The organism is Methyloceanibacter sp. wino2 (assembly GCF_003071365.1).
Taxonomy (GTDB): domain Bacteria; phylum Pseudomonadota; class Alphaproteobacteria; order Rhizobiales; family Methyloligellaceae; genus Methyloceanibacter.
Window position 1 is genome coordinate 2,034,871 of the sequence record NZ_CP028960.1, and the last position, 14,791, is coordinate 2,049,661.

The 14,791-nt window shown below is 62.9% G+C and carries 15 protein-coding genes; 10 read left to right on the forward strand and 5 right to left on the reverse strand.

Annotated elements, in window-relative coordinates; all coding sequences use genetic code 11:
- Positions 1 to 41: 41 nt before the first annotated feature.
- The 4 genes from DCY11_RS09495 (at position 42) to DCY11_RS09510 (ending at position 6,103) form a co-directional block, all read left to right on the forward strand.
- The gene (locus DCY11_RS09495) at positions 42 to 1,220 is read left to right on the forward strand and encodes a malate--CoA ligase subunit beta (protein WP_108682689.1); all 1,179 of its coding nucleotides are present in this window, start codon (positions 42 to 44) and stop codon (positions 1,218 to 1,220) included.
- A gap of 24 nt (positions 1,221 to 1,244) precedes the next feature.
- Positions 1,245 to 2,129: a succinate--CoA ligase subunit alpha gene (sucD, locus tag DCY11_RS09500; protein ID WP_108682690.1), complete on the forward strand. Its 885-nt coding sequence runs from the start codon at positions 1,245 to 1,247 to the stop codon at positions 2,127 to 2,129.
- 213 nt (positions 2,130 to 2,342) lie between these two features.
- Positions 2,343 to 5,114 carry a phosphoenolpyruvate carboxylase gene (locus DCY11_RS09505; RefSeq protein ID WP_108682691.1) on the forward strand — a complete coding sequence of 924 codons (2,772 nt, stop codon included), beginning with the start codon at positions 2,343 to 2,345 and terminating at the stop codon, positions 5,112 to 5,114.
- A gap of 17 nt (positions 5,115 to 5,131) precedes the next feature.
- Complete coding sequence (locus DCY11_RS09510) at positions 5,132 to 6,103, forward strand: CoA ester lyase (protein WP_108682692.1); 972 nt, start codon at positions 5,132 to 5,134, stop codon at positions 6,101 to 6,103.
- Positions 6,104 to 6,231: 128 nt separating this feature from the next.
- Here DCY11_RS09510 and DCY11_RS09515 read toward each other — a convergent pair whose 3' ends face one another.
- The 3 genes from DCY11_RS09515 to DCY11_RS09525 all read right to left on the reverse strand — a co-directional run bounded on the left by DCY11_RS09515 (position 6,232) and on the right by DCY11_RS09525 (position 8,739).
- Entirely contained in the window at positions 6,232 to 7,017 is a 786-nt protein-coding gene (locus DCY11_RS09515; RefSeq protein WP_108682693.1) for a hypothetical protein, read from the reverse strand.
- Between the two features lie 176 nt (positions 7,018 to 7,193).
- Positions 7,194 to 7,640, reverse strand: a complete 447-nt coding sequence (gene lysM, locus DCY11_RS09520; protein ID WP_108682694.1) for a peptidoglycan-binding protein LysM — start codon at positions 7,638 to 7,640, stop codon at positions 7,194 to 7,196.
- Positions 7,641 to 7,764: 124 nt separating this feature from the next.
- Positions 7,765 to 8,739 (reverse strand): tellurite resistance TerB family protein, encoded by a 975-nt coding sequence (locus tag DCY11_RS09525; protein WP_108683770.1) that lies wholly within the window; start codon positions 8,737 to 8,739, stop codon positions 7,765 to 7,767.
- A 774-nt stretch (positions 8,740 to 9,513) separates the two neighbouring features.
- Here DCY11_RS09525 and DCY11_RS09530 point away from each other — a divergent pair.
- Positions 9,514 to 9,750, forward strand: a complete 237-nt coding sequence (locus DCY11_RS09530; RefSeq protein WP_108682695.1) for a hypothetical protein — start codon at positions 9,514 to 9,516, stop codon at positions 9,748 to 9,750.
- Here DCY11_RS09530 and DCY11_RS09535 read toward each other — a convergent pair whose 3' ends face one another.
- Positions 9,751 to 10,215 carry an MEKHLA domain-containing protein gene (locus DCY11_RS09535; protein ID WP_108682696.1) on the reverse strand — a complete coding sequence of 155 codons (465 nt, stop codon included), beginning with the start codon at positions 10,213 to 10,215 and terminating at the stop codon, positions 9,751 to 9,753. It abuts the gene before it with no gap.
- 468 nt (positions 10,216 to 10,683) lie between these two features.
- On the opposite strand from DCY11_RS09535, the gene DCY11_RS09540 reads away from it, so the two are divergent.
- The 3 genes from DCY11_RS09540 (at position 10,684) to DCY11_RS09550 (ending at position 13,270) form a co-directional block, all read left to right on the forward strand.
- A complete protein-coding gene (locus DCY11_RS09540; protein WP_108682697.1) occupies positions 10,684 to 11,271 on the forward strand; it encodes a phasin family protein in 588 nt (195 codons plus the stop codon).
- Between the two features lie 85 nt (positions 11,272 to 11,356).
- Positions 11,357 to 12,622 carry a glutamine synthetase family protein gene (locus DCY11_RS09545; protein WP_108682698.1) on the forward strand — a complete coding sequence of 422 codons (1,266 nt, stop codon included), beginning with the start codon at positions 11,357 to 11,359 and terminating at the stop codon, positions 12,620 to 12,622.
- 93 nt (positions 12,623 to 12,715) lie between these two features.
- Positions 12,716 to 13,270 carry a hypothetical protein gene (locus tag DCY11_RS09550; protein ID WP_208430437.1) on the forward strand — a complete coding sequence of 185 codons (555 nt, stop codon included), beginning with the start codon at positions 12,716 to 12,718 and terminating at the stop codon, positions 13,268 to 13,270.
- Between the two features lie 3 nt (positions 13,271 to 13,273).
- Here DCY11_RS09550 and DCY11_RS09555 read toward each other — a convergent pair whose 3' ends face one another.
- Positions 13,274 to 13,894, reverse strand: a complete 621-nt coding sequence (locus DCY11_RS09555) for a cysteine hydrolase family protein (RefSeq protein ID WP_108682699.1) — start codon at positions 13,892 to 13,894, stop codon at positions 13,274 to 13,276.
- Positions 13,895 to 13,978: 84 nt separating this feature from the next.
- Here DCY11_RS09555 and DCY11_RS09560 point away from each other — a divergent pair, with 84 nt between their 5' ends.
- Together DCY11_RS09560 and DCY11_RS09565 are read left to right on the forward strand one after the other, a co-directional pair.
- Complete coding sequence (locus tag DCY11_RS09560; RefSeq protein WP_108682700.1) at positions 13,979 to 14,419, forward strand: SgcJ/EcaC family oxidoreductase; 441 nt, start codon at positions 13,979 to 13,981, stop codon at positions 14,417 to 14,419.
- Entirely contained in the window at positions 14,409 to 14,789 is a 381-nt protein-coding gene (locus tag DCY11_RS09565; protein WP_245409331.1) for a cupin domain-containing protein, read from the forward strand. Before DCY11_RS09560 ends, DCY11_RS09565 begins: the two co-directional genes overlap by 11 nt.
- Positions 14,790 to 14,791 lie beyond the last annotated feature (2 nt).

A 14,791-nucleotide genomic window follows, 5' to 3' on the forward strand; every position in this document is an offset into this window, starting at 1 on the left:
AAGAAAGCCCGGCGAAGTGACTTTTTAGAAGGAGGAACGACGTGGACGTTCACGAGTATCAAGCCAAAGAACTTCTGGGTAGCTTCGGCGTTCCGGTGCCGAAAGGCGCGGTGGCTTTCAGTCCTGATCAGGCCGTTTACGCGGCGACCGAGCTTGGCGGCTGGAGCTGGGCGGTCAAGGCGCAGATCCACGCCGGCGCGCGCGGCAAGGCGGGCGGCATCAAGATTTGCAAGACCTATCACGAGGTCCGCGAGGCGGCGCAGGAGCTGCTCGGCAAGCGTCTGGTCACGCACCAGACCGGCCCCGAAGGCAAGCCCGTTCAGCGCGTCTATATCGAAGCGGCCGAGCCCTTCGAAAAAGAGCTTTATCTCGGCTATGTCCTCGACCGTAAGGCCGAGCGCATCCGTGTCATCGCCTCGCAAGAAGGCGGCATGGAGATCGAAGAGATCGCCAAGAACAATCCCGACGCCATTCTTCAGGTCATCGTCGAGCCGGCCGTCGGTCTGCAGTCCTTCCAGGCCCGCGAACTGGCGTTTCAGCTTGGGCTGTCGATCAAGCAGGCTCAGAGCTGCGTTTCGACCATCATGAACGCCTATCGCGCTTTCCGCGATTGCGATGCCCAGATGCTGGAGATCAATCCGCTGGTCGTCACGAAGGACGATCGCGTTCTCGCCCTCGACGCCAAGATGTCGTTCGACGACAACGCTCTGTTCCGCCGCCACAACGTGGCCGACATGTACGATCCCTCGCAGCAGGATCCGCGCGAGGCTCAGGCCGCCGAGCACAATCTCAACTATATCGGTCTGGAAGGCGACATCGGTTGCATCGTGAACGGCGCGGGTCTGGCCATGGCCACCATGGACATGATCAAGCACGCGGGCGGCGAGCCGGCCAACTTCCTCGACGTGGGCGGCGGCGCTTCGCCGGACCGCATCGAGACGGCCATGAAGCTGGTGGTCTCCGACGCCAACGTGAAGGCGATCCTGGTGAACATCTTCGCCGGCATCAATCGCTGCGACTGGGTCGCCAAGGGTGTGGTTCAGGCCTGCGGGAACCTCGACATCAAGGTTCCGCTGGTCGTGCGCCTCGCCGGGACCAATGTCGAAGAGGGCCGCAAGATCCTCGAGGAGAGCGGGCTCAAGCTGATCACGGCCGACACGCTCGCCGAGGCCGCCGAGAAAGCGGTTCAGGCCTGTCAGGGCAAGCTGCAGGCCGCGTAAAGACGATCATCGGAGAGATTCACAATGAGTATTCTGATTGACGAAAAAACCCGGGTGATCGTTCAGGGCATGACCGGCGACAAGGGTACCTTCCACGCGAAGGAAATGATCGAGTACGGCACGAACGTGGTCGGCGGCGTGACGCCGGGCAAGGGCGGCGGCCGGCATCTCGATCGTCCTCTCTTCAACACGGTCAAAGAGGCAGTCAAGGAGACCGGCGCCGAGGCGTCGATCACCTTCGTCGCGCCGGCCTTCTGCGCGGACGCGATCATGGAGTGCGCCGACGCCGGTATCGGGCTGGTTTGCTCCATCACGGACGGCATCCCGGCGCAGGACATGATGCGGGTGAAGCGCTATCTGATGCGCTATCCGCGCGACCGCCGGACCATGATGGTTGGCCCCAACTGTGCGGGCATCATCAGCCCCGGCAAGTCCATGCTCGGCATCATGCCCGGCCACATCTATTTGCAGGGCCGGGTCGGCGTCATCTCGCGCTCCGGCACGCTCGGATACGAGGCCGCGGCGCAGATGAAGGATCATGGCATCGGCATCTCGACATCCGTCGGCATCGGCGGCGACCCGATCAACGGCTCCTCGTTCCTGGATCACCTCGCTCTGTTCGAGGAAGACCCGGAGACCGATGCCGTGCTGATGATCGGCGAGATCGGCGGTCCGCAGGAGGCCGAAGCCTCGGCATGGATCAGGGACAACATGTCCAAGCCGGTGGTCGGCTTCGTCGCGGGTCTCACGGCACCGAAGGGTCGCCGCATGGGCCACGCCGGCGCGATCATCTCGGCAGCGGGTGACAGCGCAGCCGAGAAGGCCGAGATCATGAAGGCCAACGGGCTGACCGTGGCCCCGAATCCGAGCGAGTTCGGTTCCACCGTCGCCAAGGTTCTGGGAGTCTAAGGAAGACGCCGGACACGCCGGGGTCATAGATACGGCCTATGGTAGAACCGGCCTATTCCAGACGAGCCAACAATTGCAGGTGGGACCGATCGGCCCCATCTGGCTGCCAGTCACCGGACACGGCGGTCGGAATACAGTGTGCTGAGCGTCGCATTCGACGTTCGGCTTCGAATAAGAAAACCGGTCGGTGAGATCGGAGTGCGGGCGTTAATCATGGACGAGGATGTGAGAGATGGCGATGTGGTGGCCGATGTGGCCACTGCAGCCAAGATCACGGGTACATCGCCGGAAGGCGCCGCCGAGATCTTGTTCGACCTTCTGCTCGATGTCGTCCGCCGCCATCAGCCCGAGCTTGAGCCGGTCCTGACCGGTACGGCCGAGAAATCCATCACGGAATTCACGCCTGAGCTCATGGCGCGCGCGTTGTCCGCGCAAGGGATCTGGTTCCAGCTCCTGTCCATCGCCGACCAGAACGCGACCATGCGCCGGCGCCGCTTCATTGAACGCACGCGCGGCCGGGATGCGCTGCTGGGGACCTTCGATCACGTCCTGACCGAGGCCCGTCACGCCGGTATCGGAGCCCGGGAGATCCAGAACCTCCTGGAGAACTTGCGCATCCGTCCGGTGATCACTGCGCATCCGACCGAGTCCAAGCGCGTCACGGTGCTCGAGAAATACCGCAAGATCTATCTTCTGCTCCGGGAGCTTGAGGGGGTCCGTTGGACCGACCGCGAGCAACAGCAGTTGCTTGCCGACATCAGGGATCAGATCGAACTTGTTTGGATGACCGGCGAGTTGCATCTACAGAAGCCCACGGTCGAGCATGAAGTCCTCCGTGGACTGCATTTCTTCGACGAGACTCTGTTCGAGAAAGCCCCGGAGATGATGGGGCTGCTCGAAGGCGCCCTGAAGCGCAACTATCCCGATACCGACTTCGACCTGCCGCCGTTCTTCCAGTTCGGCTCGTGGATCGGCGGCGACCGCGACGGCAATCCATTCGTGACCACCGAGGTCACGGGCTGGGCGCTCCGCAAGAACGCGATGGCCGCCTTGCATCACTACCGCGATCGTCTCATCGCCCTGGCCCGCTCGCTGTCCATCAGTCAGCGCGCTCTTCCGGTGCCGGAGGCCTTCCAGGAGGATCTGGCATACGAACTGCGGGCAAGCGGTGATGGAGACATGATCAAGGAGCGCAATCCCGGTGAGCCTTACCGTCAGTTTCTGACCTGCATCTTGCGCAAGCTCGACGCCACCATTCAGCGCGCCGGGGGCAAGGAAATCGAAGTCGGCACGCCGCACTACACCAACGCTGACGAGTTGATCCACGATCTGCGGCGCATGGAGCGTGCGCTGACGGAAGCAAGAAGTCCGACGATCGCGGCCGACATGGTGTGCCCGGTGCGCCGGGCCGTCGAGCTGTTCCGGTTTTCGACGGTGCGGCTCGACCTTCGCGAAAACACGACGCGGACCACACAGGCCGTGCAAGCCCTATGGTGGAGCACCGAAGGCCATGCGGAGGGCGACCCGCCGGAGCTTGGCTCACCGGAATGGCGCGCCTGGCTGCTACGGGCCCTAGCCCGTCCGCTTCCGTCCGATCCCACCGGCGAACCCATGCCGGCCGAGGCGGAAGAGACCATCGCGATGTTCAAGCAGGCGGCAGAGATCCGCCGCGGTCTCGATCCGGACGCCTACGGGTCCTTCATCATTTCCATGACCCGGTCGGTCGACGATATTCTCGGCGCCTATCTGCTCGCAAAGCATGGCGGCTTGTTCCTGGACGCGGCGGGCACGGAGATCTGCTCCATGCCGATCGTGCCGCTCTTCGAAACGATCGACGATCTGCGTGCCGCTCCCGCCATCATGCGCGAGGCGCTCGCCATTCCGCTCATCCGGCGTTCGACCCACTGGCAGGGCGGTCTCCAGGAGGTCATGCTCGGCTACTCGGACTCGAACAAGGACGGCGGCTTCGTCGCCTCGAACTGGGAGTTGGCGAAGGCCCAGTCTCAGTTGACCCACGTGGGCGAGCGTGCGGGGACGCCGATTTCTTTCTTCCATGGCCGAGGCGGTTCTGTGTCGCGCGGCGGCGCGCCCACGGGCCGCGCCATCGCGGCACAGCCGGCGGGGTCGATCCGCGGCCGGTTTCGCGTCACGGAGCAGGGCGAGGTCGTCTCGTACAAATACGCGAACAAGGGCACGTCGCTGTATCAGATGGAGCTGCTCGCCTCGAGCGTGCTGCAACATGCGCTGAAGTCCGAACGCGAGGCGGCGCTGAAGCCGAAAGGCGAGTTCGACGACGCGCTCGAAGCGCTGTCGGGCCTGTCGCGCGTTGCCTACGACAAGCTGCTGTCCAACCCGGATCTCGTTTCCTATTTCCAGGCCGCGAGCCCGTTGGAAGAAATCTCGATGCTCAATATCGGGTCGAGACCCGCCCGCCGTTTCGGGGCGAGTTCACTGAAGGATTTGCGGGCAATCCCGTGGGTTTTCGCCTGGTCCCAGAATCGGCACATGATCACCAACTGGTACGGTGTCGGCGGCGCGCTGCAGAGCTTCCTCGAAGTGCGCGGCGACAAGGGCGAACGCCTTCTCGCAGACATGTTCAAGAGCTCGCGCCTGTTCCGCCTGATCGTCGACGAAGTCGAGAAGGCGCTCGCGCGGGTCGATCTCAAGATCGCGCGGGACTATGCGAGCCTCGTGTCCGACGAACAGGTGCGCGAAACGATCTTCACGATGATTGAGAACGAGTACGCCCTCACGCGGGACATGGTGCTTTCGCTGTCGGGCAGCACCTTCCCGGGTGAGCGCTTCAAGCAGTTCCAAGCATCGCTGGCCGAACGGTTGCCGACGGTCAATCAGGTTAGCCGGGAACAGGTGGAACTGTTGCGCCGGTTTAGAGCAAGCGACAACGAGCAGGAACGCGAGTCCTACAAATCCGCGCTGTTGCTTTCCATCAATACCGTGGCCGCCGGTCTCGGCGCCACGGGTTAAATCAGGAGGAGAATGAAATGAGCTTTACGCTGATCCAGCAGGCGACACCCCGTCTGCATCGTTCGGAGCTGGCCGTTCCCGGCTCCAACCCCGGCATGTTCGAGAAGGCCGCGGCGAGTGCTGCGGACGTGATCTTCCTCGACCTTGAGGACGCCGTCGCTCCCGACGACAAGGAGCAGGCCCGCAAGAACATCATCGAGGGTCTGAACGACATCGATTGGGGCACCAAGACCATGATGATCCGCATCAACGGTCTCGACACCCATTACGCCTATCGCGACGTGATCGAGGTTCTGGAAAACTGCCCGCGCCTCGACATGATCCTGATTCCCAAGGTCGGTGTGCCGCAGGACGTCTATGCCATCGACATGCTCGTCACGCAGGTCGAGCAGTACAAGAAGTACGAGAAGAAGCTCGGTCTCGAACTGCTGATCGAGACGGCGCTCGGCATGGCCAATGTGGAAGCCATTGCCCAGTCGAGCCCGCGCGTCGAAGCCATGAGCTTTGGCGTTGCCGACTATGCCGCGTCCACGCGCGCCCGCACCGTGGGTATCGGTGGTCCGCACCCGGACCACGGCGTGCTGACCGACGCCGACGAGAGCGGTGAGCGCCAGTATCATTGGGCCGATCCTTGGCACTATGCGCTGTCGCGCATGATGGTGGCGTGCCGGGCCTACGGCCTGCGTCCGATCGACGGTCCGTTCGGCGACTTCTCCGATCCGGACGGCTACAAGGCCGCCGCCAAGCGCGGCGCCGTGCTCGGCTTCGAGGGCAAGTGGGCCATCCACCCCTCGCAGATTCCGCTCGCCAACGAAGTGTTCTCGCCGGCTGCCGCCGAGGTCGAGAAGGCTCAGCGCATCGTCGATGCCATGAAGCAGGCCGCGAAGGAAGGTAAGGGTGCCGTGTCGCTCGACGGCCGTCTCATCGACATCGCCTCGATCCGCCAGGCCCAGGCTCTGCTGGACAAGGCCGCGCAGATCAAAGGCTAACGTCCGCGACAGCGCAAACAGACACGCGCTCAAGCAGGCCGAAGGCCGGTAGCGCAAATCAAAACGGCCGGAGTTCGCTCCGGCCGTTTTTTGTTGGCTTCGACAAAAGCTGCCGCGCGGCTCCTCGACTAGTCCGTAGAGGGCGCTTCGTCCGCGCCCTGGAGCAGCAACAGCAGCGGCCTCGCATCGACTTTGCCGGGCTCGTGATAGGGGTTGCTCATGGCGAAGATGATCGCGCCTGTGACACCCGTCGTGAAATAGAAGATGCAGGCGAAGGCGATGTTGATGGGTGTGAGCCGGAACACGCCGAACAGGAAGGCGAGGAAGGCAAAGCAGATCGCGAAGAACGCCCAAAAGGGCGTCGAGACCAGGGGTTCGCGCGAGCTGATCAGCTTCTTACCGCGCAAGTCGATGAGCTTGCTGCAGGACCGCTGATATTCGCTCTTGGCCCACGCGATGTCGGGGGCGTCATTCTCGGCCGGCAGCATGCCGCGGCAACTCTCGCCCAAATAGGTGTTGGTGAGGCGGCCTGCACTACCGACCCCTTCGCGCGCTTGAAACTCCTTGAGAGACCGTTCGGCAAAGGCGCGCAAGTTGCCCTGGATCTCCGCCTTGTTGGGAAGGTCCTGGGCATTGCGGACGAAAAATTGCAGCGTGCCGATCAGCCGCGCCTCCTCCTGCAGATCGCGTTTGGTCTCGATGAGGTAGGCAGCGGAGGCCGCAAAGATCAGGCCGCAGGCGATGCCGAATATGGCGGCCACGCGGAACCCGGCCACGCCGGCGACCTCCTTCGTATCCTCGTCGCCAAACCGCTTGAACAAGAAGTGGCCGATAAACTGGAGGGCGATCCCCGCAAGGGTCACGGCAATGCCCGAGATGAGGCCCACCAGGAGGAAGTTGTCTTGAATTCCCATGCGCCCGTGTCTAGCGGAAGAAATGCCGGAAAGGCAATCGGCCGTCGTGGCGATTCACGATGCCTGGGTGCGGCACAGTGGAGGACACGCCGGCCGACCGGCCGATATAAGAACGGCGGCCCCGGAGGACCGCCGTTCTCAAGCTCGAACATCCGCCGAGCGATTAGCGGAGACACCTAGTCGACGAAGATGGGGATGCGCAGAACCTGTCCCGGATAGATCTTGTCGGGATGGGAGAGCATCGGCTTGTTGGCTTCGAAGATGGTCATGTACTTGGAGCCGTCGCCGTACGACTTCTCGGCGATGGCCCAGAGCGTGTCGCCCTTGGCGACCGTGTGGAACTTGCCTTCCGGTTTGTCGTCGGCCGCCGTCAGGGATTCGTCGACCTTCGAGATGCCTTCCACATTACCGGCAGCCACGATGATCTTCTCGCGCGTCTCCTGATCGGGTACGTCGCCGGTGACCTTCACGGTTTCGCCGTCGACCTCGACCTTGATCTTGTCGGCGAGGCTCGGATCGCCGATTTCCTTGGCGATGGCCGCGGCGGGATCGGCCTCTGCGGCGTCCGCGCCCGATCCAAAGATGCTCTTGCCCGCGTTCTTCACGAAATCAAAAAAACCCATGTCGTTTCCTTTCCTCGAATGACAGGCCCTCAATCAAGTTCGAGGGCCGTTTGGAGCGGGCCGCTTGAGCGCCTCCGACAGGCGCACTCGTTGCGGTCTCTCCGGTTCTTTAAAGACGGACCGCCTAGGCCGCCGGTGCGCCGACCATCTGATGCAGCCGGGCGACGGCGTCGGGGTCGATGCCTGCTCCCTGGGCCAGACCTTTCAGGAAAGCTTTCTCTGCCGGCGTGTCGACGGAGATCGCCATCAGCGCCGCCGCATAGACCTGAATGCCGACTTCCGGGTTGGGAATGGCTTTCACCAGCCCAGCCAGATCCTGCGGCTTCGCCATCTCGGCCTGAACGAATTGCTTCTCGTCGTCGGTGATGCCGCCCTCTGCGAGCTTGCCCGTCAGCTTCTGGATCTCGTCCTGCGAGACTTGGCCGTCGGACTTGATGGCCTCGATCATGCCGCGCAGGCATAGCTCGGCCGTCTCGGGAGCTGAAATCTGTTTCACTTCGGTCTCGGTGAGGCCGAGAGCATTGACGTTGTCGCCGGCGGCCGACTGAGCCTGCCAGTTCTTGAGAGCCGACAGGGCCAGCGTGCCGAGAATGGCCATAGCGCTACCGCCAACCGCGCCCTTCGCGGAACTGCCGCCGCCGCCAAGGATCGCGCCCGCCAGAGCGCCGAGACCGCCGAGCTCGCCTTTGCTCATGCCGCCGACACCGCTCGGTGAGCCGAGCATGCCGCCGAGATTGCCGAGGATGTCGCCAAGCCCGCCTGAAGACTGCGTGCCGGAGGATTGCCCGCCGCCGAGGACGCTGCCGAGGATGTCGCCAAGACCGCCGGAGCCTTGTCCGCCACTCTGTCCACTCGATCCGCCGCTTTGGCCACCCAGTAGGCCGCCCAGGATATCGCCCAGGCCGCCTGCCGAGCTGCCGCCTCCAGCGCTGCTGCCGGACGACGAGTCGCCTAGAATGCTACCGAGAATGGCGCCGAGATCGGCCGAACCCGATCCGCCGCCAAGGCCGTCCGGGCCCGTGGCATGTTCGACCCGCTGCTGTGTCTGGGGCGACATGCCCTGACGGATCATTTCACCGACAATATCTCCGAAGTTCATGACAGCCTCCGCTTGCAGAAACGCTTCACGCACAATGCACTTATTGGTGTGGCAGATGACAAACTGGCGACATTGTCTCTCGGACCCCTCGCGTCGCCTCGACCCCTCCAGGCCCGCGGGCGCGGACCGTCCACCAGGGCGGTGGCCGCTGTCATGTAGGAACGGTCCCGCGGCATTACCAGGGTGATACACTGCCCCGTGCAACAATCGAACGAAGGATGGCGTGATATGACAAGGTTAGTCACAGCAGCGGCTCTGGCCGCCCTGACAGTTCTCGCAGTTCTTAGCGCTTCGGCACAGGCGCAAGTGTCGGACGCGGTCCGTAATGCTTGCGAGAGAAAAGCAAACAAGGTGACGCCGCCGCTTCGGGCCGGTGAACGCGAGGCGTATATCACCAACTGTATTGCCGACGCCGCGCCGACACCCGGAGCGACCAAAAAGAAGAAGTACTAGCGGCGGATCGGCGCGACGAAAGCAGACGGGGCTCTTGGTGCATCAGGGCCTTCGGCAGTAAGGCTCTCCCGCATTCTCGCGAAATGCGTGCCGCGCGGTTCGGAACGCCGCGGCTCGGGGGCCGATTCGCGGGGCCCAAGAAACCGCCCGAGAATCCGTAAGTGCTGTCAGGTACCCGGAAATATGGCGTTGCATGCGCTGTTGCGCCACGCCCACAAAACCCGCGTTTTTTTGAATTTCGCGTCACGATCCGGAAAGTGGGCTTGCGCTGCCGGGGCTGTTTGGTAGGTTGCGCTGCCGGGAACAAAGGGACTTTGAATCATGAAGAGTGTATTTTTTGGACTGTTGATCGCGGGCTTCACGGCTGTCTCTTTCGCCGGTGTGGCCAGCGCGGATGCTTACACGAAAGCCATTCGTGCGAGCTGCAAGCAGGACTATAAGCGGCACTGCAGCGACAAGACGATCGGCTCCAAGCAGCTGGAAGTTTGCATGCGGCAGAAGCGGAACAGCCTTTCCAAGACCTGCCAGTCCGCTCTGAAGGCAGCCGGCTACCGCTAGTCAGCGCTCTATAACAGACGACCAATCGCTGAATGTTGCAGCGACGCCGTGGAGCGTACCGTCGGCGTCGCGCAACTGCCACAAAACGCCCTCCTCGATACGGAAGCGGCGGCCGGATTTCGATATCCGGATGCCGGTGTAGCCGGTTGCAAAGCCGTCACGCGCTACCGCATCCAGGAGCCTTTGGCGTTCGGCCCGGTTGGGAGCCTCCGCGGAAAATCGCGAGGGCATACCGACCATTTCCTCCCACTCGTACTCGAATAGGGCCTGTGCTGCCTTATTGGCGTAGAGGAACAGAGGGTCGGCCGCCGTGTTATGTGCCAGAACGCAGTTGGGCGCACTGGCGTAGAGCCAGTCTGGGCCGTCGCCGCCACATCCTTCGAGAAAGGGCGGCGGGCACGCAAGCAACCGCTTGTAACTGTCGGCAAGAAGTCGGAAAAAGGCGGGGTCTGTGGCGGTTGTCATGGGTGGTGAGGTTTGAACGGGCGCTAGGGGCATGAGCCACGGTCCGTCTTTCGCGGGTAGCCAGCGATGCTGATTGTCGCCTTCGGTATGATGTTCACCGCTTTGCTGGTCTTCCTACTCTGGAACCTTTTCATCAAATGCCGCGCATTCTGGCGGGCACGCAAGTCCCGGCCCCGGCGCCGCACGGGCGCGGCATAGACATCCGGGCATTGCCGGCCGGTACGTCTTGTTTACCCTTCGGCGCTAACCTTCCTCAAGAGCGGTGAGCCGGGGCGCGAAGCGGGAATCGTCACGCTGTCGCGGAATTGCCCGTACCTCCCATTGAAACAGTCACAACAAGTCATCAGACTTGCAGCAACGTCGCCGCGAAATCGCCGTGGCGGCATCGTCTGATTGAAACTGCCTCTGCATGCCGCGCGTTGTTCAGCGGCGGATTGGGGTATTCCATGCGTAGAGCGGGGTTTTGCGATGACCAAGGATACGACGATCACGGCACATGATGGCAAGTCACGGACGAAACCACGTGCTGTGAAGCCAGTTGCCTCAAAGCCAGCTGTTTCCAAGCGGAAATCCAACAAGAGCACGGGCGGAGTTCCGGCAAAGGCCGTTGCGACGGCGTCCAGCAAAGCTGCGGTCAAGAAGGCCGCCAAGGCAGTTGCGAAGGTCTCCGACAAGACGAAGGCGTCCGCCGCGAAGCCGGCGTCCAAGCCACTCAAGGCCAAGTCACTCAAGGCAAAGCCAGTCAACAAGGCCAAGCCTGTCACCCGGACGAAGGCGACCGTGCCAGCGCCGTTGTTGGGCCGGTCTCTGCAGAGCGCCGTTCCGGCTGCCCTCGCGGTGAATACCAAGCTGGTGGATATCGCCCATTCCAACGTCAGCGCAGGGCTCGAACTCGCTCGCGATCTGGCGGGTGCAAAAACGCCGATGGAGGCCATGCGCCTCGGGGTCGCCTATTGGTTCAACCATATGGGGGCCGTTCAAACGCAGGCTCGCGAACTGCAAAGCCTGTCGGCCGCCTGGGTCAAGACGGCCAGCGAGCAAATTCGACCGCTCTAACGGTCCGCCGCCGACAATTGCGGCTCCCTAACGCCGCTGCCTGGCGTAGACTGACACACTCGCATCGTCGACGTGGGGAGGTGTCATGCTGCGCGAGGATTTGACGTTCGTCGGGACGTGCGACATTGCCGGCCTCGTTCGCGGCAAGGGGTTTCCCTCCACCGAGCTGCCGGCCCGGCGGAAGCTCGGCATCGGTTGGACGCACTCCAATCTCATGCAGACCTGCTTCGGGCCCATTCTCGATACGCCCTTCGGGACGGCGGGTGACCTCATGATCGTGCCGGATCCGACGGCGGAGGTGCATGTCGATTTCCGCGATGGATCCGCGCCCGAGCACTTCTTTCTCGGCGATATTCGCAACACGGACGGAAGTCCCTGGGAGTGCTGCGTCCGTGCGTTCCTGCGGCGGGCGATCGGCGCGCTGAATGACGCCTGCGGTCTCGAACTCCTCGCGGCGTTCGAACAGGAATTTGTCTATACCGGCGTCGAGGATGTGCCGGGTCATGCCTACAGCCTGAATGCCTTCCGGCGCCTGGGCGTCTTCGGCGAGATGGTGATGGCGGCCATTCGCGCCGCGAGCGTCCATCCGGATTCCTTCCTGGCCGAGTATGGTCCCCGGCAATTCGAGATGACGGTCGGGCCCGACGCCGCCCTCGCCGCGGCGGATGCAGGCGTGATCGCGCGCGAGATGACGCGCGGCGCCGCTTTCCGCTTGGAGAACCGCGCCATCTTCTCGCCGATGCCCGTGGCGGGTGGCGCCGGCAACGGCGTGCATATCCATTTCAGCCTCCATGACGCTTCGGGCGCGCCGGTGACAAGCGATCCGAACGGTCCCATGGGCCTGAGCACTGTCGCGGCGCACTTCGCCGCCGGCGTTCTACACCACCTTCCAGCTCTATGCGCGGTGACCGCGCCGTCGCCGGTGTCTTACCTGCGGCTCGTGCCCGACCGCTGGGCGCCGACCGTGGCCGACATTAAACTGCAGGATCGCGGGGCCGCGCTTCGAATCTGTCCCGTCTTCGACGCAGCGGGAGAGGAGCAGCGGCAGGCGCAGTTCAATCTCGAGTTCCGCGTCAGCGATGCGGCGGCCAGCCCCTACATGGCGCTCGGCGCGATGATCTTCGCCGGGGCCGACGGAATCGCGCGCCAGCTTTCGCTGCCGGAAACGGAGGCGCCATTGCCGGCTTCCTTGAGTGCCGCTTTGGATCTCATGGACGCGAGCGAAGCGATGAGGTCGTGGTTCGGTCCGGTCTTCTTCGAGGCCTATATGCGGCACAAGCGATCGGAAGTGGCCTATGTGGCGGACTTGCCCGAGGCGGAGCTTTGCGCGCGCTATGCCGAAGTTTATTGAGCCGGCTGGGGATAACGCTCCGTCAACGGTGTTTCCGAGCCGAGCCGGCCGCTAGGGATTTCCGTGATAGGGTGGAACGGGAGGACTACGATCATGTGGAAGCGGATTATCGCTTTTTCTTTTGCCGCGCTGGGCTGTCTTGCGCTCGCCGGATGTGACGAGGACTCGAAGGATAGCTTCGTTCTTTGCGAGAGTACGTATGCGTTGTGCACGACGGCGGCTTGTACGCCGGCCGACGGTAGCACCGAAACGGTCTCCTGCGCTTGCGATGTGAAGACGGGGTATTCCGCGGGCCAGAAGCCATGCACCGGCACCGTGGAGACCGACAAGGGCACAGAGATCAGCTCACGGTACTATCCCATCAAGAGCTACGCGGCTTGCAACAACGACCGTCCCTGGGCGTGGTGTCTCGACAAGCCCTGCATTGTCGACAAGGACGATCCGACGAAAGCGTCGTGTGCTTGTACGGTCGACAGAGATCAGGGGCCGTATCTCGTTGTGACCGATACCTATACCGACACGACCTGCACGACGAACCTATGGTCGTCGGCTACCGTGGACGGCGTGAATGAGATCACCGATTTCCTCAAGACCACCAAGGAACTGAAGCCCTACGACATCAAGGTCCTGAACACGCCGAGCCAGTAGCGCTCAACCGCCGGAGAGCATGCTCAGCACATCCTTCGTGCTGAGCATCCGGCAATAGCCGTGAAAGCAGGAGAGCGCCGCTTCGTGGCGCGCCTCCGTCTCTGCAACGCAGGCATCGTGGATGCATGTCATGTAGTAGCCGCGATCCGCGCCGTCCTTCACCGCATGGTCGATGCATTGATCCGTGAGACAGCCGACGACGAAGACGTCCTCGATGCCGATATTCCGCAACACATAGTCGAGCATCGTCGAGTTGAAGACGGACGACGACGATTTGGGGAGGACAAGCTCGTCCTCCTTGGGGGCGAGTTGCGGGATCACTTGCGCTTCGTGCGAGCCTTTTTGGAATCCCATGCCGGAGAGCTTGTAGTCGAGGCTTCTGTCACGGCCGTTAAACGTCAGGTTCTCGATGACCGTGAAGATCACCTCCATACGGGCGCGCCGGAAGGCATGGAGCAGGCTCTCGATATGGGGCACGACGCGGTCCGTTAGCGCCGCGCGAAACTCGGGACGGTCGTCGGCCTCCTCGGGCCCGCAGGTGCCGTTCTGCACGTCGATGATGAGCAGGGCGGCCTTGCCCCTAACGATCGGCCGGCCGCGGCTCAGGAAGTCTGAAGATGTCATGGCGTGGAGGGTCTGTTGTGCTAGTCCGTAGGTCGGGATGAAATAGCAAGTGTCACTCGGTACCGATCTGGACAGGAGCCTAGCATGATCAAATCACTCGCCGCACTTTTTACGTGTGTCTTTCTCATAGTGCCGGCGTTCGCGGACGACCGTCTCGCCGATGTCGAGGCGATCGACAATGCCGTGGGCCAGCTGGATGAGGCTTTCGCAACGAACGATCCGGACGCGCTCAAGGCGCTCATGACCGAGGATCACATCGCCGTTTTGCCTTTTCACAAGGGGCCGGAGACGGTCGAGCAGATGATTGCCGGATTGCCGAAGACCGATATCAAGCAGACCGACCTCAGCGAGCCCACCGTCGTCTTCCTGGGGCCCGATAGCGCCATGCGCACGCTGACCGCAAAATTCGAAGGGACCTATGAGGACAAGCCTGTCGACAGCACGGTCTTCATCACGTCGATCATGACGAAGAAAGACGGCAAATGGCTGGAGAGCTTCTACCAGGTGACGACGATTGCCCCTTGAGCGCGACGGCCGGGTGCTGTCGGGGGCGCTGAACGCCGGGCTCCCGACCCGTCCGCAAACCGAAGAACTCTTCGACGGGCTCTTCGAGGGGCCTGGCATTCGCATCGAGCGGATCGTCTCGACGGGTCAGACGACACCCGACGGCGAGTGGTACGATCAGAGCCGCGATGAGTTCGTGCTGCTCGTCTCGGGCGCCGCGCGCCTGCGCATCGACGGCGAAAGTCGCGACCGCGAACTCGCCCCCGGAGACTGGCTGCTGCTGCCCGCCCATTGCCGCCATCGTGTGACCTGGACACAGGCCGAACCGCCCACCATATGGTTGGCAGTCCACTTTGATGCGGCGCCGGCAGGCGCCGGCGATAAGGAGTAACT

What these genes read in the sequence shown, in the direction of transcription:
- sucD (WP_108682690.1), top strand. Translation starts at nt 1,245, where the DNA reads ATGAGTATTCTGATTGACGAAAAAACCCGGGTGATCGTTCAGGGCATG.
- DCY11_RS09505 (WP_108682691.1), top strand. Translation starts at nt 2,343, where the DNA reads ATGGACGAGGATGTGAGAGATGGCGATGTGGTGGCCGATGTGGCCACT.
- DCY11_RS09510 (WP_108682692.1), top strand. Translation starts at nt 5,132, where the DNA reads ATGAGCTTTACGCTGATCCAGCAGGCGACACCCCGTCTGCATCGTTCG.
- DCY11_RS09515 (WP_108682693.1), bottom strand. Translation starts at nt 7,017, where the DNA reads ATGGGAATTCAAGACAACTTCCTCCTGGTGGGCCTCATCTCGGGCATT.
- lysM (WP_108682694.1), bottom strand. Translation starts at nt 7,640, where the DNA reads ATGGGTTTTTTTGATTTCGTGAAGAACGCGGGCAAGAGCATCTTTGGA.
- DCY11_RS09525 (WP_108683770.1), bottom strand. Translation starts at nt 8,739, where the DNA reads ATGAACTTCGGAGATATTGTCGGTGAAATGATCCGTCAGGGCATGTCG.
- DCY11_RS09530 (WP_108682695.1), top strand. Translation starts at nt 9,514, where the DNA reads ATGAAGAGTGTATTTTTTGGACTGTTGATCGCGGGCTTCACGGCTGTC.
- DCY11_RS09535 (WP_108682696.1), bottom strand. Translation starts at nt 10,215, where the DNA reads ATGACAACCGCCACAGACCCCGCCTTTTTCCGACTTCTTGCCGACAGT.
- DCY11_RS09540 (WP_108682697.1), top strand. Translation starts at nt 10,684, where the DNA reads ATGACCAAGGATACGACGATCACGGCACATGATGGCAAGTCACGGACG.
- DCY11_RS09545 (WP_108682698.1), top strand. Translation starts at nt 11,357, where the DNA reads ATGCTGCGCGAGGATTTGACGTTCGTCGGGACGTGCGACATTGCCGGC.
- DCY11_RS09550 (WP_208430437.1), top strand. Translation starts at nt 12,716, where the DNA reads ATGTGGAAGCGGATTATCGCTTTTTCTTTTGCCGCGCTGGGCTGTCTT.
- DCY11_RS09555 (WP_108682699.1), bottom strand. Translation starts at nt 13,894, where the DNA reads ATGACATCTTCAGACTTCCTGAGCCGCGGCCGGCCGATCGTTAGGGGC.
- DCY11_RS09560 (WP_108682700.1), top strand. Translation starts at nt 13,979, where the DNA reads ATGATCAAATCACTCGCCGCACTTTTTACGTGTGTCTTTCTCATAGTG.